The organism is Nonomuraea sp. NPDC049684 (assembly GCF_044465345.1).
GTDB lineage: Bacteria > Actinomycetota > Actinomycetes > Streptosporangiales > Streptosporangiaceae > Nonomuraea.
Window position 1 is genome coordinate 365,755 of sequence record NZ_JBITLO010000005.1, and the last position, 21,581, is coordinate 387,335.

Annotated in this window: 24 protein-coding genes and 2 pseudogenes; 15 read left to right on the forward strand and 11 right to left on the reverse strand. The window is 69.9% G+C overall.

The annotated features are described in order from the left end of the window. Positions 1–3 precede the first annotated feature (3 nt). The 4 genes from ACIBST_RS18885 to ACIBST_RS18900 all read right to left on the reverse strand — a co-directional run bounded on the left by ACIBST_RS18885 (position 4) and on the right by ACIBST_RS18900 (position 6,289). The gene (locus ACIBST_RS18885; protein ID WP_397173539.1) at positions 4–615 is read right to left on the reverse strand and encodes a recombinase family protein; all 612 of its coding nucleotides are present in this window, start codon (positions 613–615) and stop codon (positions 4–6) included. 220 nt (positions 616–835) lie between these two features. After that, positions 836–3,355, reverse strand: coding sequence for an FxSxx-COOH system tetratricopeptide repeat protein (fxsT, locus tag ACIBST_RS18890; protein ID WP_397173095.1), 2,520 nt, complete (start codon positions 3,353–3,355; stop codon positions 836–838). Then, positions 3,352–3,813, reverse strand: a complete 462-nt coding sequence (locus tag ACIBST_RS18895; RefSeq protein ID WP_397173097.1) for a hypothetical protein — start codon at positions 3,811–3,813, stop codon at positions 3,352–3,354. Before ACIBST_RS18895 ends, fxsT begins: the two co-directional genes overlap by 4 nt. A 1,759-nt stretch (positions 3,814–5,572) precedes the next feature. Then, complete coding sequence (locus tag ACIBST_RS18900) at positions 5,573–6,289, reverse strand: VOC family protein (protein ID WP_397173099.1); 717 nt, start codon at positions 6,287–6,289, stop codon at positions 5,573–5,575. 259 nt (positions 6,290–6,548) lie between these two features. On the opposite strand from ACIBST_RS18900, the gene ACIBST_RS18905 reads away from it, so the two are divergent. Next, positions 6,549–6,914 carry a hypothetical protein gene (locus ACIBST_RS18905; protein ID WP_397173101.1) on the forward strand — a complete coding sequence of 122 codons (366 nt, stop codon included), beginning with the start codon at positions 6,549–6,551 and terminating at the stop codon, positions 6,912–6,914. An 863-nt stretch (positions 6,915–7,777) separates the two neighbouring features. After that, positions 7,778–8,203, forward strand: coding sequence for a hypothetical protein (locus ACIBST_RS18910; RefSeq protein ID WP_397173103.1), 426 nt, complete (start codon positions 7,778–7,780; stop codon positions 8,201–8,203). Here the strand turns inward: ACIBST_RS18910 and ACIBST_RS18915 are convergent. Together ACIBST_RS18915 and ACIBST_RS18920 are read right to left on the reverse strand one after the other, a co-directional pair. Next, a complete protein-coding gene (locus ACIBST_RS18915; protein WP_397173557.1) occupies positions 8,172–8,837 on the reverse strand; it encodes a hypothetical protein in 666 nt (221 codons plus the stop codon). The two genes, ACIBST_RS18910 and ACIBST_RS18915, sit on opposite strands and share 32 nt — an antisense overlap. Positions 8,838–8,907: 70 nt before the next feature. After that, positions 8,908–9,372, reverse strand: a pseudogene (locus tag ACIBST_RS18920) (DUF6461 domain-containing protein); the annotation flags it as partial. Between the two features lie 96 nt (positions 9,373–9,468). Here ACIBST_RS18920 and ACIBST_RS18925 point away from each other — a divergent pair. Further along, positions 9,469–9,837, forward strand: a complete 369-nt coding sequence (locus ACIBST_RS18925; protein ID WP_397173104.1) for a hypothetical protein — start codon at positions 9,469–9,471, stop codon at positions 9,835–9,837. On the opposite strand, the gene ACIBST_RS18930 is transcribed toward ACIBST_RS18925, so the two are convergent. Then, positions 9,824–10,147, reverse strand: a complete 324-nt coding sequence (locus ACIBST_RS18930; protein ID WP_397173541.1) for a DUF6461 domain-containing protein — start codon at positions 10,145–10,147, stop codon at positions 9,824–9,826. The two genes, ACIBST_RS18925 and ACIBST_RS18930, sit on opposite strands and share 14 nt — an antisense overlap. Further along, positions 10,066–10,377, reverse strand: a complete 312-nt coding sequence (locus tag ACIBST_RS18935; protein WP_397173106.1) for a DUF6461 domain-containing protein — start codon at positions 10,375–10,377, stop codon at positions 10,066–10,068. The genes ACIBST_RS18930 and ACIBST_RS18935 overlap by 82 nt, the downstream gene beginning before the upstream one ends. 636 nt (positions 10,378–11,013) lie before the next feature. Here ACIBST_RS18935 and ACIBST_RS18940 point away from each other — a divergent pair. Continuing rightward, the gene (locus ACIBST_RS18940) at positions 11,014–13,143 is read left to right on the forward strand and encodes an SCO7613 C-terminal domain-containing membrane protein (protein ID WP_397173108.1); all 2,130 of its coding nucleotides are present in this window, start codon (positions 11,014–11,016) and stop codon (positions 13,141–13,143) included. 166 nt (positions 13,144–13,309) lie between these two features. Then, the gene (locus ACIBST_RS18945; protein WP_397173110.1) at positions 13,310–13,972 is read left to right on the forward strand and encodes a DUF4097 family beta strand repeat-containing protein; all 663 of its coding nucleotides are present in this window, start codon (positions 13,310–13,312) and stop codon (positions 13,970–13,972) included. Positions 13,973–14,171: 199 nt separating this feature from the next. On the opposite strand, the gene ACIBST_RS18950 is transcribed toward ACIBST_RS18945, so the two are convergent. Genes ACIBST_RS18950 through ACIBST_RS18960 form a run of 3 tightly spaced genes read right to left on the reverse strand, consistent with a single transcriptional unit; the run spans position 14,172 to position 15,516 of the window. Beyond that, a complete protein-coding gene (locus ACIBST_RS18950) occupies positions 14,172–14,516 on the reverse strand; it encodes an ester cyclase (RefSeq protein WP_397173111.1) in 345 nt (114 codons plus the stop codon). Further along, positions 14,513–14,950 (reverse strand): MarR family winged helix-turn-helix transcriptional regulator, encoded by a 438-nt coding sequence (locus ACIBST_RS18955; protein WP_397173113.1) that lies wholly within the window; start codon positions 14,948–14,950, stop codon positions 14,513–14,515. The genes ACIBST_RS18950 and ACIBST_RS18955 overlap by 4 nt, the downstream gene beginning before the upstream one ends. A gap of 35 nt (positions 14,951–14,985) precedes the next feature. Beyond that, positions 14,986–15,516, reverse strand: coding sequence for a hypothetical protein (locus tag ACIBST_RS18960; RefSeq protein ID WP_397173115.1), 531 nt, complete (start codon positions 15,514–15,516; stop codon positions 14,986–14,988). Positions 15,517–15,894: 378 nt separating this feature from the next. Between ACIBST_RS18960 and ACIBST_RS18965 the strand changes: the two genes are divergently transcribed. The 10 genes and pseudogenes from ACIBST_RS18965 (at position 15,895) to ACIBST_RS19010 (ending at position 21,572) form a co-directional block, all read left to right on the forward strand. Beyond that, the gene (locus tag ACIBST_RS18965; protein WP_397173117.1) at positions 15,895–16,446 is read left to right on the forward strand and encodes a hypothetical protein; all 552 of its coding nucleotides are present in this window, start codon (positions 15,895–15,897) and stop codon (positions 16,444–16,446) included. Positions 16,447–16,451: 5 nt separating this feature from the next. Then, a complete protein-coding gene (locus ACIBST_RS18970) occupies positions 16,452–17,918 on the forward strand; it encodes an SRPBCC family protein (RefSeq protein WP_397173119.1) in 1,467 nt (488 codons plus the stop codon). Positions 17,919–17,974: 56 nt separating this feature from the next. After that, positions 17,975–18,181 (forward strand): annotated as a pseudogene (gene gvpJ, locus ACIBST_RS18975) (gas vesicle protein GvpJ); the annotation flags it as partial. A gap of 214 nt (positions 18,182–18,395) precedes the next feature. Then, positions 18,396–19,199, forward strand: a complete 804-nt coding sequence (locus tag ACIBST_RS18980) for a GvpL/GvpF family gas vesicle protein (RefSeq protein WP_397173121.1) — start codon at positions 18,396–18,398, stop codon at positions 19,197–19,199. 58 nt (positions 19,200–19,257) lie between these two features. Beyond that, positions 19,258–19,467: a gas vesicle protein GvpG gene (locus ACIBST_RS18985; RefSeq protein WP_387658189.1), complete on the forward strand. Its 210-nt coding sequence runs from the start codon at positions 19,258–19,260 to the stop codon at positions 19,465–19,467. A 78-nt stretch (positions 19,468–19,545) separates the two neighbouring features. Then, positions 19,546–19,872, forward strand: coding sequence for a gas vesicle protein (locus tag ACIBST_RS18990; RefSeq protein WP_397173543.1), 327 nt, complete (start codon positions 19,546–19,548; stop codon positions 19,870–19,872). After that, a complete protein-coding gene (locus ACIBST_RS18995; RefSeq protein WP_397173123.1) occupies positions 19,869–20,267 on the forward strand; it encodes a gas vesicle protein in 399 nt (132 codons plus the stop codon). Before ACIBST_RS18990 ends, ACIBST_RS18995 begins: the two co-directional genes overlap by 4 nt. Further along, a complete protein-coding gene (locus tag ACIBST_RS19000) occupies positions 20,257–21,051 on the forward strand; it encodes a GvpL/GvpF family gas vesicle protein (protein ID WP_397173125.1) in 795 nt (264 codons plus the stop codon). Before ACIBST_RS18995 ends, ACIBST_RS19000 begins: the two co-directional genes overlap by 11 nt. After that, the gene (locus ACIBST_RS19005; RefSeq protein ID WP_358289850.1) at positions 21,038–21,277 is read left to right on the forward strand and encodes a gas vesicle protein; all 240 of its coding nucleotides are present in this window, start codon (positions 21,038–21,040) and stop codon (positions 21,275–21,277) included. The genes ACIBST_RS19000 and ACIBST_RS19005 overlap by 14 nt, the downstream gene beginning before the upstream one ends. Further along, positions 21,261–21,572: a gas vesicle protein K gene (locus ACIBST_RS19010; RefSeq protein WP_397173127.1), complete on the forward strand. Its 312-nt coding sequence runs from the start codon at positions 21,261–21,263 to the stop codon at positions 21,570–21,572. The genes ACIBST_RS19005 and ACIBST_RS19010 overlap by 17 nt, the downstream gene beginning before the upstream one ends. Positions 21,573–21,581: the final 9 nt, after the last annotated feature.

Here is a 21,581-nt window from a genome sequence, read left to right on the forward strand (position 1 = left end):
CTCCTACGCCAACCGTCTCTGATCGCCGAAGAGTTCGTTAACGTGGCCGCTTTCGCGAAGCTGGCGAAGGTTGGGGATGTGGTTGTAGAGCGTGCCTGGGCTGACGCCGAGCAGCTTGGCGATCGAGGTGATCGAGTTGGCCGGGTTGGGCAGCATGTCGCGGGCGGCGCGCAGGAGTTCGGGGGTGATGACGGTGGGGCGGCCGCCGGTGCGTCCGCGGGCCTTGGCGGCGGCCAGGCCGTCGCGGGTGCCGGCGACGATGAGCTCGCGGATGAACTCGGCCAGGGCGGCGAAGACGTGGAAGATGAGGCGGCCGCCGGGGGTGGTGGTGTCGAGGTTCTCGTGCAGCGAGGTGAAGCCGATCTCGCGGCGGCGCAGTTCGCCGACCATGGTGATGAGGTCGGCCAGCGAGCGGCCGTAGCGGTCGAGGGACGGGACGACCAGGGTGTCGCCCTCGGTCAGGAACGCGTGGCAGGCCGCGAGCTCGGGCCGCTCGGCGCTCTTGCCGGACTTTTTGTCAGCGAACACGCGCCGGCAGCCGGCGGCTTTGAGGGCGTCGAGCTGTCGTTCGAGGTTCTGGCCTGCGGTGGAGACGCGGGCGTAGCCGATGCGGATCTCGCTGCGGTGGGCGGGGAAGGCGGCCAGCGGGTCACCGGGTAGCTGCAGGGCGTTGGTCACGCCCGCCATTCTGTCAACAAACGGTGTTTGAAGGTTGTTGAACCACCGGGGTTGTTGAACGAGTTTTTGAAGGCTCTGGGGCCCTTCTGAGGGCCGGTCGGGCTGGTCTTCAAGAAACGATCGTTATTTGAAGCTTCCAGTGGGGCGACGGTTCGCTCTACCCGATTTCATTCGTCTCGGCGAGCAGAGCCGTGTACTCGGCGAGAGCTCTCCGAGTATGCACAGTGTCAGGATCGTCGACGCCGGATACCCGCTCATGTACTGGCAGCAAGGCGGCCAGCAGGTCGCGGGCGGCAGCCGGATCTCCCGCCTCCCCGGTCCAATGGGCGAGGGAGTAGTGGGTGAGCAGTGTGCTGGGGTCCTCGGCTCCTCGCACTCGTTCCTCTATCGGCAGCAGGGCGGCGAACAGGTCGCGGGCGGCAGCCGGATCTCCCGCCTGCCCCGTCCAGTGGGCGAGGGAGTAGTGGGTGAGCAGTGTGCTGGGGTCCTCGACGCCGGACACCCGCTCACGTACTGGCAGCAGGGCGGCCAGCAGGTCGCGGGCGGCAGCCGGATCTCCCGCCTGCCCCGTCCAGTGGGCGAGGGAGTAGTGGGTGAGCAGTGTGCTGGGGTCCTCGGCTCCTCGCACTCGTTCCTCTATCGGCAGCAGGGCGGCGAACAGGTCGCGGGCGGCAGCCGGATCTCCCGCCTGCCCCGTCCAGTCGGCGAGGGAGTAGCGGGTGAGCAGTGTGCTGGGGTCCTCGACGCCGGACACCCGCTCATGTACTGGCAGCAGGGCGGCCAGCAGGTCGCGGGCGGCAGCCGGATCTCCCGCCTGCCCCGTCCAATGGGCGAGGGAGTAGCGGGTGAGCAGTGTGCTGGGGTCCTCGACGCCGGACGCCCGCTCACGTACTGGCAACAGGGCGGCCAGCATGTCGCGGGCGGCAGCCGGATCTCCCGCCTGCCCCGTCCAGCGGGCGAGGGAGTAGTGGGTGAGCAGTGTGCTGGGGTCCTCGACGCCGGACGCCCGCTCATGTACTGGCAGCAGGGCGGCCAGCAGGTCGCGGGCGGCAGCCGGATCTCCCGCCTCCCCGGTCCAGCGGGCGAGGGAGTAGTGGGTGAGCAGTGTGCTGGGGTCCTCGACGCCGGACACCCGCTCACGTACTGGCAACAGGGCGGCCAGCATGTCGCGGGCGGCAGCCGCCTCCCCTTCCTCTCCCACGCATGCGGCCAGGGTTTGCTGGGCCTGGAGCGCGCAAGGGTGGTTGGTATCACAGAGGTGGGTGTTGATTTGCTCGGCGAGCTGGCGGGCGAGGTCGTAATCCTCGACCTCCAGCAGGTAGGTGAGGATCCGGCTCAGGCCGGGTGAGTCCAGTGGAAGAACAGCGCGGGCGTGGGGAAGCAGATGCTGGTAGACGGGTCTGTTCTCCGGAGCCTCCGGGTCTTCGGGAAGGGCGGCCAGCAGCAGGTCGGCGGCTTGCTCGCGCAGCTGTGCCTGCTGGCCGGGGTCGAGCTGGTGGCGGGTGACGGCCTGGACAAGGCGGTGCACGCTGATCAGGTCGTCGGTCTCCTCGCTGGAAAACTCAGAGGTGGTCAACGTGATGAGGCTGTAGGAAGCCAGCAGCGCCAGGGCCTCGTCGGTCTGGAGCTCGTCAGCGCCGGGCAGGGCGGCCAACACGCGGCAGGGCAGGTTGTCCGGGGCGAAGAAGGCCAGCAGGTTCAGCACCTGGACGGCCAGCGGGTCTACCTGCTGCAGGCGGGCTTGGCTGAGGGTCCACACCTTGGCGATCACGCGTTCGGCGTCCTGATCGACGGTCGCCGCGTCGTACATGCGAGCGGGCCAGGTCTCCAACAGGTTCAGGTAACGGCGCAGGGTGATGCGTGGAGTGCGGGCGATGTAGGCGCCGGCCTGTGTCAGCGCCAGCGGCAGGTCTCCCAGCTGTTCGGCCAGCTGCTTCAGTCCGTCGGTGTCGGCCGAGTCTGGAGGGCCGATCAGATCGGCCAGCAGGGCGATCGCGGCCGGGCGAGACAGCAGTTCCAGCCGGAGCGGGGTGATGTTCAGGTGCTGCCAGCCCACGTCGCGGCGGGTGGTGATCAGCACATGGCCGTGGGACAGGCGGGCCAGGTACGGCTCGACATCGGCTACTTCTTCGACGTTGTCGAAGATGACCAGCCAGCTGGGGTGGGCGGCCAGCCAGCTCAGCGCCCAGGCGGTGGCTTCCTCCACGGTGGCCTGCTCGGCGGCCACCGAGTCGATGCCGCACGTCAGCTCCCGGGTCAGAGCGGCCAGCCCGGCCCGGATCAGGTCGGGACGGTCGGCGTCGATCCACCACACCAGCGCGTACTCCTGGCGATGGTGGTGGGCGTACTGCAGGGCCAGTTCGCTCTTGCCGACGCCGCCCAGCCCGAGCACGGCCTGACTGATCACCCCAGGTCCCGTCATGTCCTGCAACGTCTGGCGGAGGGCGGTCAGAGCCGCTTCCCGGCCGACGAAGGCCGCCGCGGGGCGGCGTGGCAGGCCCGACAGCCCGGCCGGGACCTGCACGGTGGCAGCCGGGGGCAGCGGCCGCCGCGGGCCCTGCTGAGTGATCTCGTTGATGATCTGGTCGTGAGCCGCCTGATACACCCGGCCCCGCTCACGAGCGTCGCCGTCCAACTGGACATCCGGCCGCTCTTCGGGATCTGGCAGGGTGGTCATCGTTCGTTGATGGTCTGGTCGCCGCCGGCCTGATACACCCGCCCCTGCCCCGAGGCCTGCGCCCGCATCTGCACGTTGTGCGTCCCGTCACCGGTGGAGATGATGCCGGAGTTGTCGCCGATTGCCACCGCCCGCTCGCCCGAGGCCGACACTGCCGGAGGGGCGCCCTGCGGCTCGGCCGCTGCCGAGGCGTGCTCGGCGCGCAGCTGCGCCCGCAACGCCACCACAGCCACCACCAAGGCGGCTGCTCCCAACGCCATGCCGGTGAACATGCCGACCACGCTGGCTCGCTGATCCAGTACCTGCAACACCTGGTTGGGCAGGTGCAGCGGGTCGGCGAAGAACCACAACAGCCCGGCGGCCAGGCAGACCGCAAGCACAATGATTGCGATGACCGCCACAACCCGCCACAACTTCAAAGCCGTCGCGTGTCCTGCCCCGGACAATGTCTTCGACATGTCTCCAGGGTGCCCCGGAATAGGCGTGAGTGGACCTGAAGTAGCGAAGGCGTTACCGGTTCCCCTCAGCCCTTGCGAATCGACGGTCGCTTTGGGGCACGGGTCGGCACAGCTGGGCCCGTGATTGCGTTCCCGCAGGAGCAAGCAAGATCGATCGTCACGAGACCCGTCCCGCACCGGCTCACCGACAACTCCTGCTGGCGAAACGCTGCAGTGCTTCGATTTCGCAGCGTCTCCCTTTTGTGATCACGGGTCGTTCATCTAACGACCGTTTGACGAACGCTCCGGATGGACGGCCCGGGTAGTGTCGAGGTGGGGAGGGGGCCATCTACAGTCGCATTCCCGCAGGCCACAGATCCCGAAAACACGTCCCGCAACGTGACGAAGCACCCGAGCTTCGGGATTGTCCGTTCACGGTGCTCATGAGCTCCACCGCCGAAACATGATCCGCTCGGCCAGCCTGCATCCTCTCCATCCACACGCGGTGCAGGTCGAAGGCAAGGGCTTGGTTTGATAGGAAGCCCAGGCTCAGCTCCGTCTGGAGCTTGATCACGGCCAATACGCGGCCAAATTGAGCTCCTCGTGAGGCTATGCCCAGGTCGGCACGTGCTTGCGACGGGACTGTAAAACCGTCGGCTCAGCCTACGCAAGTTCGAACCTTGCACCTGCCACACCAGGGGGAAGAGGCCCGTCACCAGCGGAAACGCGGTGACGGGCCTCTCGCTTTGTGCCCGGCCGTCTACGACGATCACCGGTGTCCTGCGGCCTGTCATGGCCAATACGCGGCCGATCTCCAGGCGCTGACCCGGCGCGACAAGGGGGCAGGAACTGGGTGAGTGGCCGACCTCCCCACCCTTGCCCTCTCACCTCGTTGAACTGGCGCATGGGATGAGTCGCGATAGAAAGGCGTCGGAGTAGGTGGAAGCGTGATCGATCAGCGGCATGGTGCTTTGGCGCGCGGCCTTGTGGCGGACGTCTTGACGGATGGGTACCTGATGCCATCGGTGCCGTTGACGCCGTAGGTGCTCTGGGCGATGGCTTTACCCCTCCGTCAGCCCTGTGGAGGCGGACGAGATCACGGTGCAGATGGCCATGCACTCGGAGCGACTCCCCATCATCGACGTGACGCTTGTGGACAGCAGCGCCGGGCGTCGCCGTTCGCCCGCGTTCCTCACCGTCACATGCCTTACGGTTTGAGAGCGGGCAATCGCGACCAATATCTGCACGGCAGCATCATTCCGGGGGTGGTGCAGACAGAGGAGTACGCCCGAGCGCTCGCACGGTGATGTCCCGCTGTCCGCAGGCTGCCCGCCGTACCACAGGGATGAGCCTTCGCAGCGGGAGCCGCAGAAGAGGGCCACTCACATGTGATCGGCCACAAGGCGGTCATGGCGCGAGAGCTCAACCCCGAAGGGGAGCAGCGGGCCCTGCCCGTATCCATCGGGTGGACCGCGCAAGCCAGAGGCTTGAACCTGGCCGCCCAGGCCGGCCAGGTGGCTCAAGGCCGTTCTGCGGGGCTCCTGAAGCAGGTACCTGGGGTCTGAGTCTGGCGCGGCAGAACGTGCAGCATGAGAGGCAGAGGCAATGCGAGAAGAGGAGTCATAGAAGAATCTCGCCCGCTCCAGCTCTTGCTGGTCAGCTTCCTGTACATGGACTTTCCTCCGAAATGGAGGATGCTGCTGCGGGCGGTTTCGTTACCTTTCTGGGGGCCGCACTTCGGAACCAGCACCAGCGCGGGAAATGGCCGGCGACGGACGCGTTACCGGGGGCTGCGGAGGGAGAATTCGTTGCCGTCCGGATCGAACATCAGGACTTGGCCGTCATTCCCCTCGCCAGCTCGCGTTGCCCCTAGCGAGAGCAGGCGATCGATTTCCGCCTCCCGATCGGCGTCGGTGGGTGTTGCCAGTTCGAAGCACAGCCTGTTCGGGCCCGTTTTCGGCGCCACCGGAGGCCCGCCCCATGTGATCTTCGTGCCGCCCTTCGGCGACTGGATCGCGGTCTCCTGGTCCTGGTCCCAGACCAGTGGCCACTGCAGCGCCTCGCTCCAGAAGTAGCCGACCTCCTGGGTGCCGTCGCAGGCCAGCGCGCCGATGAGGCCGGTGTCGGCGAGGAACTTGTTGCCCGCCTCGATGACGCAGAACTCGTTGCCCTCCGGATCGGCGAGCACCACGTGTCCTTCTTCTGGGCGTTGGCCCACGTCGATGTGCTTGCCGCCGAGTCTCAGAGCCCTGGCCACCGTTTGCTGCTGATCGTCCGGGGAGGTGCTCGTCAGATCGAAGTGCGCCCGGTTCTGGCCGATCTTCGGTTCGAGGCTCGGCAGGAAACGGACGCGAAAGCCGGAAGGGTCGGGTGGCAGGATCGCGACGTCGTCGTCAGGGCCGTCGGCCATCTCCCAACCCAGGACCCCCGACCAGAACTGTGCCAGGTCCGAGGGACGGATCGCATTGAAGCAGATTGCGAACAATTGACTGGTCATAGCTCACGCATCCCCGATTCGCCCAGATTGATACGAGGCGTGCTCTGTCGGCACAGCTTAGGGACGTCCAGGTGGCGTCGCACCCGAATTTTGCGGCAGGGGCGGTCCGGATGGGGGAGGCGATCGGGTACACCACTCTGCTCCCCGCCCATGGACGAGTCCAAGGCGGCAACCCCAGTGGGTCCTGGGTCCACACCTACAAGGCTCACCGCATCGTCGGCTTGCATCCGCGCCGGGCCTGACCGCGAGGAGGACAACGATGAGGAAGCAGACCCCTCTCGCGCTCGCCCTCGCCGCGATGGCCGCCCTGTCCGCCTGCGGTGGACCCAGCGGAGGCGCACCCGTAACCCAAGCGGGCCCGAAGCAGAAGCAGGTCCTCGGTCCTGAAGCGAAGGGCTCGGATCTGTCGCTGATATGCGTGGCCGAGGCCGACTTCGACCTGTACAGAACGCCGGAGGAACTCGCCGCGGACCGCTCCGTTGTGGCTGCTGGAACAGTCGACGGCTGGCAGCAGGGGCCCGTTCTGAAGAGCTATCCCGGCGGTCCGCTGGGACCATCGCGCCATTCTGCGGACGCGTGTCCCGGAAGCGCTCAAGGGCGTCAAGGGGCGGAAGGCGATCCCTGATGGGCTGGTTTACATAGAGCTCAGCCAGGGGGGTGTGGTCAGCGATCCGAAGGTCCCGGTCGAGTAGTGGAAGCCGCGCAGATCCGTCGCGGCCTTCGAGGAAGCGCTTCCCGTCGGCACCAAGATGCTCGCGTTTCCGCGCGAGCGTCCTGTTCAGGAACTGGAGGTGCACGACCGGGGGAACCTCTTCCGCCGGATGCCGAGCCGATGCTTGTACCTCCGCAGGGGCTGATATTCGAAGACCCGCAACCGGTCGGTCGGGGAGCCGGGGGCACGGCTTTGGTAGGAGGCATGGAACGGCTGAGCGTCGGAGGGGAGGCGTGGTCCAGTTCCAGGGACATGAGTGAGTTGGTCGCCCGCCTGAAGCAGCACGGAATCACCGAATGCCTCAAGGTCTGGATCTTCAGCCTGCTGAAGGGGGATGTACTGGTGTTGGACGAGATCGTCGCTCGTTGCGTTGGACGACATCCAGGGTCATGAAGGTCGCATATCCGCGTGGGCCGTCGCGAAAGTGATCGTCGCGTCTGCCTCGTTGGCGGGGTACGGCTCGTGTCCCACTCAGGCCGGGATCGTCATCTCGAATTCGGGATTCGTGATGCGATAAAAGGTCCCGTCGAAGCTGATCATCTGTTGTCCTTCGCTCTCGCTGCCGTGAAGGGTGCATGCGTACAGGAAATGATCTAGGCTGGGCGCCCTCTTACTGCGATCAGATGGCGACTAACTTGCTTCCGTTACCGGCGATTCCAGCGCGCTGGGCAGTGCCCCTTCTGGCTTTGGCGGCTCTGGCGGCTCCTGCTTTGCGTGGCTTGCAGTGGCGCCTTTCTGGAGGGCCGACCTACTCGGCGCAGGGCTATGCCTGCTCCTTGAGCGCCGAACCGTGGAAACCCGGGAAGTTCGACTGGCTGATCGAGATCAACTGGGGGACCTTTTCGGCTGAGTTGGCGGGCTTGCCCACTGGGGTGATGGCGCTGGGGCTGTGTGCGACTCTCGCCCTTCGCGGTGGGTGGGGGGTGGTCGCCGCTTGGGTGACGGCGGCGCTGTTCGTGGTCATAGCGGGGGTGTTCAGCCTTCCCTACGCTGTTCGCGTCATCCTGGACGGTTGCCGGGACGCCCTTGAGTTCGGCGGCTGGAACATCGTCAGGTTCGGGCCGGTTCTGCACTATTTGGCGGGCGCGGTGCTGGTGACGTTCCTGGCGCTGGTCCTGCGTGCGGAGACGGGCGGCGGTCCCGGGTTCGGGATCAGCAGGTCGGCGTCCGTTACGTTGAGGAGGCGCGCAGTGCCGCGGTGACGGACGTCGCGTGGTCGCGGTCGGCCATGACCTGACCCGGGTAGACCAGCAAGAAGTGGGTGTTGTAGGCGGCCGTCCTGGGGTCGGGGGACAGGGCGCGGCGTACCGACGACGCCGCCTGCCAGCGCGGCCGGATCGCCTCCCGCTCTGCTTCGCCCGGACGGTGATGCCACCGGCAACTCGGGCAGGCCGGCATGCCGGTTGCGTTGTCGGTGGCGAAGATCTTGCGCCTGTCGGCCGGTGAGTGGTGGGCGGACGGGCCGGCCGTCCACTCGCCGGTCGCCTCGTCGATCGGATGGCCGGTCAGCTCAGACTCGTACCGGCGGATGAGCTCGGCGAGCGGGGAGTCGCGCTCGACCGGCCCCGTCTCGCCCCGTTCTGCCGACGCCAGCGCGGCGGCCAGCACCGGGTGGTCGGCCACGCCGGCCAGCGCACACTGGCGGCGGGCCTCGGCGACCGCGGCCCGCCGCTGGAGGACGGGGGAGGCGTGGTCGATGGCCTCGGCGAGCTTCCGGTCGAAGGCGCGCAGGGCGTGCGCGGCGAGCGGGTCGCCTCGCGGAGGGTCGTTCGGGGCGCGGTCGGTGATGACGCCGCCCAGCAGTGGCGCGGCCACCGATTCGGGGGTGAGCAGCACTCCTGAGATTGCGGCTCGCCAGGGCGAGGGCGGCGGGAACGCGGCCGGAGAGGTACTGGAACTCCTCCGCCGGTTCGGGTTCGAGGCCCAGCTCGCGCAGGTCGTCGTTCAGCGCGTCGGGGTGGCTGCCCCAGCGCTCCTGGGGCGTCTGGGGACGAAAGGTCGTGCGGATCCGGCCGTCCACAGCGTGTTTGAAGTCGTGTGATGACGCGTAATTGTGGCGCATGACGGAGACGGCCTCGCCGCCGTCGCGGGTCAGCTCGCGCAGCGTCTCGCGGCGGGTGCCCTCCCAGCCGCCGTCCTCGAAGGCGACGGTCCAGTCGCCGGCCCGGGTCACCAGCACCACGTCGCAGCAGCCCTCGTTCACCTGCGTGCGCTCGGCGATCTCCTCGTCGTGGACGACATGGATGTTGGCGTCGACGACGCCGAACCGCCGGAGGGTCTCGCGCTCGTCCAGGCCGTGGACGAAGGTGACGGTGTAGATCTCATGCCAGTCGTTCTCCCAGGCGTAATCCGCGGGCGTGATTTCGCGCACCGGGTTCCCTCCTTCGTGATCACGTGGAGGGTGGCAGGAGGATCTGACATTTTCTGGAAGGCCGGATTCTCGTCCGCGTCCGCGAGGATGACAAAGGTGGATGAGTTCCAGGGGGATCAGAAACGCTTTCTGCGGCAATTACTGGCGAGCGGTGCGCCGCACTTCGTGGTGCGGTTGACCCTCGTGAAGACCGAGGAGGGCGGCCGCCAGGGGCGAATCAGGCACGGTTACCGTTCACAAGTGTGGATCGGGCAACGTATGGCTTCGGGCAGCATGATTCATTGGGACAGTCGGCTGCACCCGTGTAGCGATCGGGGGATCAAGCCGGGGGAGACGGGCGAGGCGCTGCTGTTCCTGCTCAGTCTTCCCCCTGCCGTGGTGCAGGTCGGCGAGCACCTGGAGTTCTTCGACGGGGGCCGCCGGGTGGCCGTCGGCGAAGTCCTTGGCGCGGTCAACGTGCCATGAGGTGATCGGTCGAACCGGTGAGGGCCGGCTGGGCGTAGTGGGCGCGGGTCAGGTGCACGCCCGTGGCGCGGGAGGCGAGGGCCAGAGCGCCGGCGACGGGGTCCTCGCCGTAACCGTCGCCGTCGCCGTACAGGCCCAGTTCGCGGACGTCCGCGAGCAGCCGGTCGGGATCGTCGCCCTCCCGGTAGCGGTAGCCGTACAGGCCGAACGTGGTGATCAGGCGGTCGTTCACCTCGTAGGTGAAGTCCGAGTCCTCGACATCGGCGAACACCGTGGCCGCCGCCGTACCCAAGGACAACGGCTCGGCCAGGTTGCTGACGTACTTGGTGGCCCATCCGGGGTCGGTGAGGACGGTTCCGCCCTGGCGGCGTAGGCGGCGACGTCATAGGCGCCGCGAGTGCCTGGGGTGACCTTGATCCGTCGTAGAGCGTCGGCGGGGGCCAGGTCGCGGACGAACGTGATGCACAAGACGGTGGTGCCGAGACCGTCGGTCCACCGGTCGCTCAGCCAGGCGTAGTCTGCCGAGGTCGCTCCGTCCATGTCCGCTCCTTGATCGTTTCGGGTGGTGGCCAAGCCTGGAGCGGCCGCGGGTCCGCTGCTCGATCAGTCGTGCCGGCGTCCGCTACGACCACCGATGACAGTGATTCGCAAGGACGTCACGGTGCAATATGGGGCATCTCGTCGGGCTCAAGCGGAGTGTCGGTGCATGGAGATATGAAGTGTCCGGGCTGCGGTGCGATGTTGTCCGGGGCCGGGCTTCAGGAGCCGGTTTCCAGGTGTCCGGGGTGTGCGCTGCCTCTGCAGGGGCCCGTCGCGCATGAGCTGTGGCAGGTGGACCAGGCTCTCGCCAGGCTGGGGGATCAGCTCGCGGGGCTGCGGGTCCGCCGTACGGAACTGCTCGGAGCCTTACGCGCCGAAGCGGCGAGCGCGGAAGCGGCGGGGCAGCGAGGGGCGAGTGCGGAAGCGGCGAGTCAGCGGGGGGCGAGCGCGGCCCCGGCGGGGCACGGTCACGCGGGGGCGTTGCCGCCGTATCCAGGGGCGGTGCCTCCCTACGCGGGGGCGTTGCCGCCGTATCCGGGGGCAGCGGGTGGGGCCGGGGGTGCGGAACCGTTGCCGCCCTATCCGGGGGCGGCAGGTGGGGCCGGGGGTGCGGGGGGCGGCGCGGCGAGGCAGGAGGTGTCCGCGGGCACGGCGAAGAACGTCCTGCTCATCCTCGGTGGTCTGCTGCTGACGGTGGCGGCGGCGGTGTTCACCGTGGTGAGCTGGGGGCGCTTGGGCATAGGCGGGCGCGCGGCCGTGCTGGCCGGGTTCACCGCGCTGGTGATGCTGGCGCCGGTCGTGCTGATCCGGCGCAGGCTCACCGCGACGGCCGAGACCATGGCCGGGTTCGCGGTCGCGTTGCTGCTGCTCGACGGCTACGCCGCCAGGCGGGTGGGGCTCCTCGGGGTGGACTCACTCGACGCGTTGCAGTACACGGCGGGCGTGTTCGGGCTCGTCGCGCTGATACTTGTGGCCTATGCCCGGGTCACCCGGCTTCGCGGGCCTGCTCCTGTCGCCGTCGTGCTGGCGCAGCCGGTCCTGGCGCTGCTGGCGGGGGACTGGCCGGTGGAGTGGCTGGTGGCCACGCTGGTGGCGACGGCGGCGCTGGACGTCGTCCTGGTCCGCCGCGGCCGGGGAGCGGTGCGGGTGACGGCCGCCTCGACCGGCAGCGGCGTCGCGGTCCTCGCCCTGCTGAGCGGCGTGCCGTACGCGCTGGGATCTCCTTCCGCCGGTCAGGCGCTGGTCAGGTCGGTGCCGCTGGTCGCCCTGGCGCTGCTCGGCGGGTGGGTGACGTGGCTGCTGGCCAGGCGGGGTGACGCCGGGAGGGAGATCTGGGGCTCCGCGGTCGCCGTCGGGACCACGCTCACGCTGATCGCCGTGCCGGCGGCGCTGACGCAACCGATGCTGGACGGTCCGGGCACGGACTGGCGTCCCCTGGGCTACCTCGTCCCGGCGCTCGGGGTGGTGCTCGCCGCCGGTCGATTGCCCTGGCGGCGGGTACGGGCGACGGTCATGGGCACCGGCGGGCTGGTGGCGCTGGTGACCACGCTGACGGTGCTGCCCCGGCTGGTGGTCACCCTGGCGGCGCCGTTCGCCTGGCTGGACGTCCTGTGGACGGGCGCCTGGAACGGGCGGAAGTGGCCGCCGTTCGAGATGGCGTCGCCGGTGGACGTGGTGGTCCTGGCCGTGCCGGCGACCGCCCTCCTGGCGGCGGCCGCGCGAGGCAACGGGTGGCGTCCGAAAAAGACAATGACGGCCGGGCGGGGCTCCGGTGGATGGGTGGTCAAGGCGGCGGCGGCCGGGGCGCTGGTCGCCGGGACGCTCGCGATCACAGTCGCCCCCGAGGCATTCGGGATGCCCTACCCGCTCGCGACGGCGGTGCAGGCGGCGCCGGCCGTCGCGCTCGCGCTGGCCGCCACCCGCGGCCGGACGCCCTGGTGGGCGGTGGCCTGCGCGCTCGTCGCCGCTCCCGCCTCGGTACGGGCGGCGGCGTACGCGTTCGGCAGCGAGGCCGCGACGCTGATCGTGCTGCCGATCCTGGCGGCGGCGGCCGCCGCGATGGCGCTGTCGGCCAGGCTGAAGGAACTCCGGCTCTGGGGAGTCGGCTTCGCCGCCCTGTTCTTCGGCCTGGAGGCGGTGGCTGCGGCGCTCTCGCTGGGCGTGCGCCTGCCGGTCGCGGCGAGCGTCGGGTTCGCCGTGGCCGGGATGCTGGTGCTGGTCATGTCGCTGTGGACGGGCCCGGCCGCCCGGAGCGGCGGGAACGGCCTCAGGTACGCCGGCGCAGTCCTGCTGCTGTTGGCGTCGTGGCTGCGGCTGGGGGCGGACGAGGTCACCGTCGTCGAGGCGTACACGGTGCCCTGCTCGCTGGTGCTGCTGGGATCCGGCTGGTGGCGGCGGCGCGGCGCGGCCGTCTCGTCGTGGGCCGCCTACGGGGCGGGGCTGTCCTTCACGATGCTGCCCAGCCTGGTGGCGGTGTACGCGGACGTCGAATGGCGGCGGTCGCTGGCGCTCGGCGTGGTGGCACTGGCGGTGCTGCTCGCCGGGGTCCGGTTCAAGCTCCGGGCGCCCACGTCGATCGGGGCGGTCGTGGTCGCCGGGGTCGTGGTGCGGGAACTGGCTCCGTACGTGTCGGAGCTGTTCCTCGCGGTGCCGCGCTGGGTGCCGATCGCCGTGGGCGGCGTGCTGCTCGTGGTGGTCGGGGCGACGTACGAGGCCCGCATGCGCGACCTGCGCCGGCTGCGCGACACCCTCGCGACGATGGGCTGAGCGGGGACGGGCTGCGTCCTGTCGGGTGTCAGCGGCCGTGTCAGGGCGGTGACGGCGCGGTATCAGAGCGGCCCGCGATGGTTGACCCATGAACGGTTCAGCGACACGGCCTCCGGGCCGCGAACCGGGCCATCAATCGGAAGACCACCACTCGCAGGAGAGCATCATGCAGCAGTTCGACACCACCGCCCCCGTCCGCGTCGTCCTCGACATCCCCGCCGGACGCGTGCACCTCGTGGCGGAGGACCGGGCCGGCACCACGGTCGAGGTCCGGCCCGCCAACGCCGCCAAGAGCCGTGACGTGCAGGCGGCGGAGCAGACCACGGTCGACTACGCCGACGGCGTCCTGTCGATCGCGACCACCGCGAAGAACCAGTACTTCGGCCCGTCCGGGTCGATCGAGGTGACGGTCCACCTGCCCGCCGGCTCCCGCGTCGAGGCCAAGACGGCCAGCGCCGAGCTGCGGACCGTCGGGGCCCTCGGCGACGTCTCCTTCGACGGCGCGTACAGCCGGATCGAGATCGAGGAGGCCGCGAGCCTGCGCCTCACCGCGGTCGACGGCGACGTCCAGGTCGGCCGGCTCGGCGGCCCCGCGGAGATCAGCACCGCGAGCGGGGACATCCGGATCGCCGAGGCCGCGGGCGGCAAGATCGTGCTCCGCACCCAGTCCGGCGACATCACGATCGCCGCCGCCAACGGCGTCTCGGCGGCCCTGGACGCCGGCACCGGCCACGGCCGCGTCACCAACGCGCTCAAGAACGACGGCACCGTCGAGCTCGACATCCACGCCACCACCGCCAACGGCGACATCACCGCCCGCAGCCTGTGACCCGCGGCTTCCGACGAGAGGGCGGGCCGACCCGCCGGAACCGCCCTCAGGAAGAAGCCGCAGCTCAGAGCACTCGTGTGGCGGGACTGTGAAACTGTCGGCCCAGCCCGCGCAAGTTCGGGATCTTGCGCCGGCCGCCAGTGTTCAACAGCAGGTCAGAGGCCCTTCGGGGCCTCTTCTGTGTTGTGGGGGGCCGGGCTCAGGAGTCGCGTCGCAGCGAGGACAGGCCCCACAGTTCGACGATCCGTCCGTCGCGCACGCGGAACATCTCCAGCATGGTCGGTGGCTCGCGGTCGGGAATGCCCTGCACGCTCGTGCGGACGGCGACCGTGTCCCCCTCGACGATCAGGTCCTCGACGACCACCTTGACGTCGGGGAACGCCTCGTGGAACCGCCGCCACGCCTGGGAGACGCTGTCGGGGCCGGTCGTGCCCAGGGGGTGGCTGTGGAAGTCCGCCGCGAAGATCTCCGTCGTGGCGGCGTGGTCGCGGGCGTTGAAGGCGGTGTACATGCGGTGGGCCGCGGCCCGCGCGTCCTCGGTCATCGGCTCTCCTGTTCGGTCATGTTCGCGCGGACGCGGCGCAGGGCGTCCAGGACGAGGTCCCGCTGGTGCGGCGTGACACCGCCGAGGAGCCGCTCCTGGTACGCCTGGTGCGAGCGGTCGAGGTCGGCCGCGCATCGCTCGCCCGCGGGGGTGAGCGCGGACAGGGTGTAGCGGTTGTCCGCCGGATCCAGGCGGCGGCTGACCAGCCCCTCGGCCTCGAACTCCTTGACCAGCCGGGTGACGCTCGCGCCGTCGATGCCGAGCGTCCGGCGCAGCTCGCTGTGGCTGGTCTCGCCGTCGCGCCACAGGCGGATGAGCAGTTGGACCCGGTGGGGGCTCATGCCCACGTGCCGGGCGAACGCCTGGCGGAGCTCGGCGCAGGCGCCTCCCAGCTCACGGAAGAACGTGTCCTCAGCGGTCTCTTCGTGCACCATCTTTTTATATCGGCAACTCTTGACGTGCTCAAGAGTCAGCGGAAGATCGTGTGACACACGCGCGCCCGCAACCCCTCGAACCTGGCGCACGGCGAGTGGTGGTGGTGCCTGCCCTTCTTCGCGTGATGCGCCTTCTTCGCCGGGTGCTTGGCCCGGTGCTTCACCGCGTGCTCGGTCGTGTGCTTCACCGTGTGCTTGGCCGTGTGGGTCGCCGTGGTCTTCGGCGGTGCGGCCGGGTGGGGCGGTTGCGCGGCCGGCGGCCGGGGAAGCGCGGGCGGGGCCGCCTGCGGGAGGGCCGCCTTCAGCACGCCCGCCGGCCCGCGCCCCTGGGCTTCCTCCGCGAGCCCGCGGCTGACGGTGAATCCGACGAACACCCCCGTTCCGAGCGCGAGGGCGACCGCGACGACGACGAAGACGTGGCTGAAACGCCTCCGAGGAGCGACCGGCGATCCCCGGAAGAGCCCGGACGGCGGAAGCACGGCCTTGCCGCGTGCCGCGGACCGGGAGGATCCCGGACGGTTGAACACGGAAGATGGCAGGTCGTTCATGGTCGCCTCCGAGATCACGCTCAGACGGTTGCCGTCTGGTCCCTTATGACCTCGGCGCGAGGACTCCGGTTCGGGAGTTGGCGGATCCTTGGACAGCTCGGGCCCAGGTCCTGACGCTTGCGCGGGGCCGGGGCCGGGGGCAGGCGGGGCTAAACACCCCCTGATGGGTCGGCTTGGATTCACGCCCGGACACCAACTCCCTGTCCCTTTTTTCGCCAATTGGGTGCTTTGTCGGTTTTCCGGGTAGGTCAAGCCGCGGCGAGCAGGCGTCGGCGTGTTCGGGGTCTGTCCGCGCGCACAGGACCGCGCACTGGACCGCGCACAGGACCGCGCACAGGACGCGCAATCGGACCCGGTGCGGGTCGAGATGGTGAGCGAGCGGAAGGAGAGCTGACCATGTCGAGCAGATTGCAGATGGCCTTTGCCGTACTCGCCGGGTACTACCTCGGCAGGCGGCACAAGCTGCGCACGGCGGCGGCGCTGGCGGCGGCCGGGCTGGCGGGACGCGCCAGCTGCGGCCAGGGTGCTGCCGGTGGCCTGCTGGCGCAAGGCGTCAAGACCCTCGGCTCCAATCCCGAGATTCAGCGGATGACCGGCCGCCTTCGCGGCGAACTCATGGAAGTCGGCAAGGCTGCGGTGATCTCCGCGGCCACCAAGCAGATCGACTCCCTGACCCACAAGCTCCAGGAGCGTGGGGAGAAGTCCGGGACCGCGCAGGGAGAGGAAGCCGAGGCTCAACCCAGGAAGCGGCAGGCCCCCACGGACGAGGAGACCGACCGCGGCGAGGAGGACTACGACGAACGCGATCGCTACGAGGACGAGGACGAAGACGAACCCGAGGTGCCGGAGCAGGCCAGACGGAGGCCCGAGGGTCAAGAGGGCCATGAGGGTCACAGAGGGCAGCGGCGGACACGTCCTGTCCGGCGGGTCGGCCAGTCACGGAGGTGAGTGCGGTGACTGAGGAAGCGAAGAGGACGGCGACCGGAAGCGGCGGGGAAGCCCTGGGCAAGGCCGCCGGAACCGCCCGTCGAGCCGGTCAGGCCGCGACGGGCACGGTCGAGGACGTCACCGGTAAGGCCGGGGACGTGACCGGTAAGGCCGGGGACGTCACCGGAAAGGCGGAAGACGTCACCGGTAAGGCCGGGGATGTCGCGGGGAAGGCCGGCCAGGGCATCGCCGACAACCTGCCGATGGACCGGCTCGTGCAATCCGCGCAGGGGCTCCTGCAGGCGGCGGGCACGCGAGTGCTGTCCTCCGCCGGGGACAAGCTCGAAGGACTGACCGGCCGGCTCACCGATTACGTCGAACACGGCGGAAAGGGCTTGATGAGCGCGGTCACGGGCTCGGACAAGCCCGGCTTCATGAGCGGAGCCCTGAAGGGCGGCCTCACGGGAGGTCTGAAGGGAGGACTCAAGGGAGGACTCAAGGGAGGACTCAAAGGCATCTGGCAGAAGATCACCGGCCGTGGCGGTGGGAAAGCCGGCCACGCGAAGATCACCAACATCGTCGAGTCGATCGACATCGGTGCGCCCCGGCGCCTGGTGTACGACCAGTGGACCCAGTTCCAGGACTTCCCGACCTTCATGAAGAAGGTCGAGACCATCAACCAGGAGTCCGACGAAGAGGTGTCCTGGAAGGCCCAGGTCTTCTGGTCGCACCGGACCTGGAAGGCGCACATCATCGAGCAGATCCCCGACCAGCGGATCATCTGGCGGTCCGAGGGAGCGAAGGGGTATGTCGACGGAGCGGTGACCTTCCATGAGGTCTCGCCTGACCTGACCCGGGTCCTGGTCGTGCTGGAGTACCACCCGCAGGGCCTGTTCGAGCGCACCGGCAACCTGTGGCGCGCCCAGGGCCGGCGCGTACGCCTGGAGCTCAAGCACTTCAGACGGCACGTGATGGCGCACCTGCTGCTGAAGCCCGACGAGCTGCAGGGCTGGCGCGGCGAGATCCACGACAGCAAGGTCGTCAAGGATCAGGAGACCGCCCTCCAGGAGGAGCAGGAGCAGCGGGAAGCCGAGCAGGAACAGCCCGAGGAGGGCGAGCAGGAGCAGCCCGAGGAGGGCGAGCAGGCCGAAGCGGAAGAGCCTGAGGAGGAGCAGCCCGAGGAGGAGCAGCCCGGGGAGGGCGAGCGGGCCGAGGCCGAAGAGCCCGAGGAGGAGGAAGAGGAAGAAGAGGAGGAACCCGAGGAGGAGGAAGAGGAAGAAGAGGAGGAACCCGAGGAAGAAGAAGGGGAGTTCGAGGAGGAAGAGGGAGAGTTCGAGGAGCCCGAGGAGGAAGAAGAAGGGGAAGAGGAGGAAGAGGAGCCCGAGGAGCGTCCCGCGGCTCCGCCCGTGGCGCGGCGTCGCGCCGGAGCGCCCACCCGCCGGTCCGCCGAGCACGACCGCCCGGTACGCCGGCGTCGGATCCGAGCCGAGTAGTCACTCGTCAGGGCCTGTCGCCGAAGGCCGGGCCACCCAGAACCAGGGGGAACGACATGACCGTTCAGCCTGCCGGTCGCGGTACACCGGCCAGCAGCGGCACCGCGGGGACAAGTCTGGCGGACGTCATCGACACCATCCTCGACAAGGGCCTCGTCATCGACGCCTTCGTCCGGGTCTCGCTCGTCGGCATCGAGGTGCTGACGATCGACACCCGGATCGTCGTGGCCAGCGTGGACACGTACCTGCGCTTCGCGGAGGCGGCCAACCGGCTCGACCTGTCGGCCACCGAGAAGGGCCTGCCGGAGGTCGTCGAGGGCGTGACGGCGGCCAGATCCGTCGGCCAGGCGAGCCAGCCTGACGCCGGGGAGCTGGAGGCCGCGTCCGACGAGCCCGACGAGCTGCAGGAGCTCACGGGGGAGGTCGTGGACCGCGAGGAAGAGCCGCGCCGGGCACGTCGTAGAGAGGATGGCTGAGATGTCGCCACACAGAGAGGCCGCGGAGGCCGCCGGGTCCGAGGACAGGGCGCAGGCGAGCATGAACGGCTACGCGTCCTACGTGTACGGGATCGTACCGATGGACGTCGAGGTGGAGCCCGGGACCCAAGGGGTGGGGGACCCGGGCGGGGAGGTGCGGCTGGTGCCGTTCGGCCAGATCGCCGCTCTGGTGAGCGACGTCGAGCCGGACCGCCCGCTCGGCCGCCCGCGCGACCTCCAGGCGCACCAGCGGCTGCTCGACCAGACCGCGGCGGAGGTGCCGGTGCTGCCGTTCCGCTTCGGGGCGGTGCTGACGGACTCCGAGGCCGTGGTGGAGGAGCTGCTGAAGCCGTACCACGACCAGTTCGCCGACGCCCTTCAGGAGGTGGAGGGCCGGACGCAGTACGTCATCAACGGCCGGTACGACGAGCGCGCGATCCTGACCGAGATTTTGCGGGAGAACGGCGAGGCCGCGAGTCTTCGGCAGCAGATCACCGGCCGCCCTGAGGACGCGACGCGCAACGAGCGCATGCGGCTCGGCGAGATCATCGAGGGCACGATCGCCGACAAGCGCGAGGCCGACACCGCGACGGTGGTGGACGAGCTCTCGGACGTCTGCGAACAGCTGGCCGTACGCGAGCCCTCCCACGAACGGGACGCCGCGCACGTGGCCGCGCTGGTGGCGAGCGACCGGCGGGCCGAGTTCGAACAGGCCGTGGACGAGCTGGCCGGCCGCTGGTCGGGACGCGTCGACCTGCGGCTGCTCGGGCCGATGGCGCCGTACGACTTCGTCGGCACGAGCTGAGCGCGCCGGCACGGACGCGGGCGCCCGGGAGGAGTGAACATCCTTGGGACTGGGGACGTTGCTTTTTGGCTGGCCACTCATGCCGCTCTACGCGGTCGTCAAGCTCGGCGAGCTCATGCGCGACCAGGTCGAGCGCGAGCTGCACGACCCGGCCGTGGTCCGGCGCCGCCTGGAGGAGGTGGAGCAGGCCAGGGCCGACGGCCGGATCTCCGCGGAGGAGGAGGACCGGGCGGTGGAGGAGATCTTGCGCGGGATGGTCGGCTGGTGAGGCGCTAGCGGGGGGCCGCACCAGGGGGAGTACGGGGGTGATGTGGTGCCTGCCAGGCAGGAGACCGAACACAAGCGCGTGCCGGGGACAAGGCATGCGGAAACCGGCGAGGGTCCGCCGCGTACGCGTCCGGCGGACATGCCGGCCGCCGAGGTGGCCGGGGTCGGGTTGCGGATGATGACCGAGCTGACCGGCAAGGAGGCCGAGAGCGTCACGCTGGTCGAGCCGGCCGAGGACGGGTGGCTGGTCGGCGTGGAGATGGTGGAGGACCGCCGGATCCCGTCCTCCGGCGACACCTTGGCCCTGTACGAGCTCGAACTCGACATGTCGGGCGGCCTGCTGTCCTACCGCCGGGTGCGCCGGTACAAGCGCGGCAGCGGCGACCTCGCCGAGGGCTCGCGGTGAGCGCGAACGTGCGGCCGAGCCCGTACATGCCCGGGGCCTCGTACCAGCCGGCCTCCCACGGCGGCCGCGAGTCGGCCAACCTCGGCGACATCCTGGAACGGGTGCTCGACCGGGGCGTGGTGATCGCCGGCGACATCCAGGTGAACCTGCTCGACATCGAGCTGCTGACGATCAAGCTGCGCCTGCTCATCGCCTCGGTCGACACGGCCCGCGAGATGGGCATCGACTGGTGGGAGCACGACCCGTGGCTCACCGGCGACACCCAGGAGCTGGCGAAGGAGAACCGCAAGCTGCGCCGCCGTCTGGCGGCCCTTGAGGAGATGGTGTCCGCCCGGGTGGTGGAAGGCGGCGCCGCGACCGGGCACGCGCCTGAGGCGGTCGAGCGTGGCCACTGACCAGGGCGTCTACCTCTACGCGGTCACCCGCGACGAGGGCGAGGGGCCCGACGGCCTGGCGGGGGTGGCGGGCGCGCCCGTGCGCCGTCTGACGTACGGGGGGCTGGCCGCGTTCCTCAGCACGGTCTCGCTGGCGGAGTTCGGCGAGGAGGCGCTGCGCCGTTCGATGGAGGACCTCGCCTGGCTGGAGGAGACCGCGCGCACCCACCACCGGGTGGTGGAGGCCGTCGCCGCCCTCAGGCCCACGGCGCCGGTGCGGCTGGTCACCGTCTACACGGCAGAGGCGCAGGTCCGGGAGCTTCTCGACGAGCGGCACGACGAGTTCGACGCCGTGCTGGCGCGGGTGGCCGGCCGGCGGGAGTGGGGCGTCAAGGCGTACGCCGTTCCCGGCGGGGCCGAGCCGGAGGCCGGGCCGCAGGGCGCGACGCCGGACGCGTCTCCGGGGGCGGCCTACCTGAACCGCCGCCGGGCCGCCCTGCGCAGCCGGGAGGCCGACTGGCGCAGGGCCGCCGAGCGCGCCCGGTCCGTGCACGAGGCGCTGATGGACGTCGCCGTCGTCGGCAGATGCCACCGCGCCCAGGACCCGCAGCTGTCCGGACGGCGGGAGCAGATGGTCCTCAACGGCGCCTACCTGGTGGACGACGACCGCGCCGCCGAGTTCGCGCAGGTGATCGAGGAGGTCGCCGGGCAAGGGGTCTCCGTGGAGCTGGTCGGCCCGTGGGCGCCCTACTCCTTCGCCGCCCTCGACCAGGACGGTGAGGCGGCCTACGGTGACGCCTCCTGAGCCGAGAGGAGCCCGGCTCGCCGCCCAGGGCCGCCTGCCCGACCAGCGGGTGGCGCTCGTCGACCTGCTCGACCGCCTGCTGGCGGGCGGGGCGGTGGTGACCGGCGACCTCGTGCTGTCCATCTCCGGCATCGACCTGGTGCGGATCTCCCTGCGGGCCCTGCTGGTCAGCGTGCGCGAGGGCGACGCGGTCGAAGGAGGGATGCGACATGACGAGCCCGACTGACGGACGGGTGGCCAAACCCGGCGAGTGGCGGCTGGAGACGGACGCCGACTCGGTGCAGCACGACCTGAGCCGTCTCGTGCTGACGCTGGTCGAGCTGATCCGCCAGCTCGTGGAGCGCCAGTGCGTCCGGCGGATGGACAACGGCGACCTGACCGGGGAGCAGCTTGAGGCGGTCGGGCTGACCCTCATGCGGCTGGAGGAGGCCATGGCCGAGTTGTGCGACCGGTTCGGGCTGACGCCCGCCGATCTCAACCTCGACCTCGGCCCCCTCGGCACGCTGCTCCCGGTGGACTGACCGTCTCGC

Coding starts and splice junctions, on each gene's coding strand:
- fxsT (WP_397173095.1), bottom strand. CDS start 3,355: ATGACCACCCTGCCAGATCCCGAAGAGCGGCCGGATGTCCAGTTGGAC.
- ACIBST_RS18900 (WP_397173099.1), bottom strand. CDS start 6,289: ATGACCAGTCAATTGTTCGCAATCTGCTTCAATGCGATCCGTCCCTCG.
- ACIBST_RS18945 (WP_397173110.1), top strand. CDS start 13,310: ATGCAGCAGTTCGACACCACCGCCCCCGTCCGCGTCGTCCTCGACATC.
- ACIBST_RS18965 (WP_397173117.1), top strand. CDS start 15,895: ATGTCGAGCAGATTGCAGATGGCCTTTGCCGTACTCGCCGGGTACTAC.
- ACIBST_RS18955 (WP_397173113.1), bottom strand. CDS start 14,950: ATGGTGCACGAAGAGACCGCTGAGGACACGTTCTTCCGTGAGCTGGGA.
- ACIBST_RS19010 (WP_397173127.1), top strand. CDS start 21,261: ATGACGAGCCCGACTGACGGACGGGTGGCCAAACCCGGCGAGTGGCGG.
- ACIBST_RS18905 (WP_397173101.1), top strand. CDS start 6,549: ATGAGGAAGCAGACCCCTCTCGCGCTCGCCCTCGCCGCGATGGCCGCC.
- ACIBST_RS18935 (WP_397173106.1), bottom strand. CDS start 10,377: ATGGACGGAGCGACCTCGGCAGACTACGCCTGGCTGAGCGACCGGTGG.
- ACIBST_RS18980 (WP_397173121.1), top strand. CDS start 18,396: ATGTCGCCACACAGAGAGGCCGCGGAGGCCGCCGGGTCCGAGGACAGG.
- ACIBST_RS18895 (WP_397173097.1), bottom strand. CDS start 3,813: ATGTCGAAGACATTGTCCGGGGCAGGACACGCGACGGCTTTGAAGTTG.
- ACIBST_RS18950 (WP_397173111.1), bottom strand. CDS start 14,516: ATGACCGAGGACGCGCGGGCCGCGGCCCACCGCATGTACACCGCCTTC.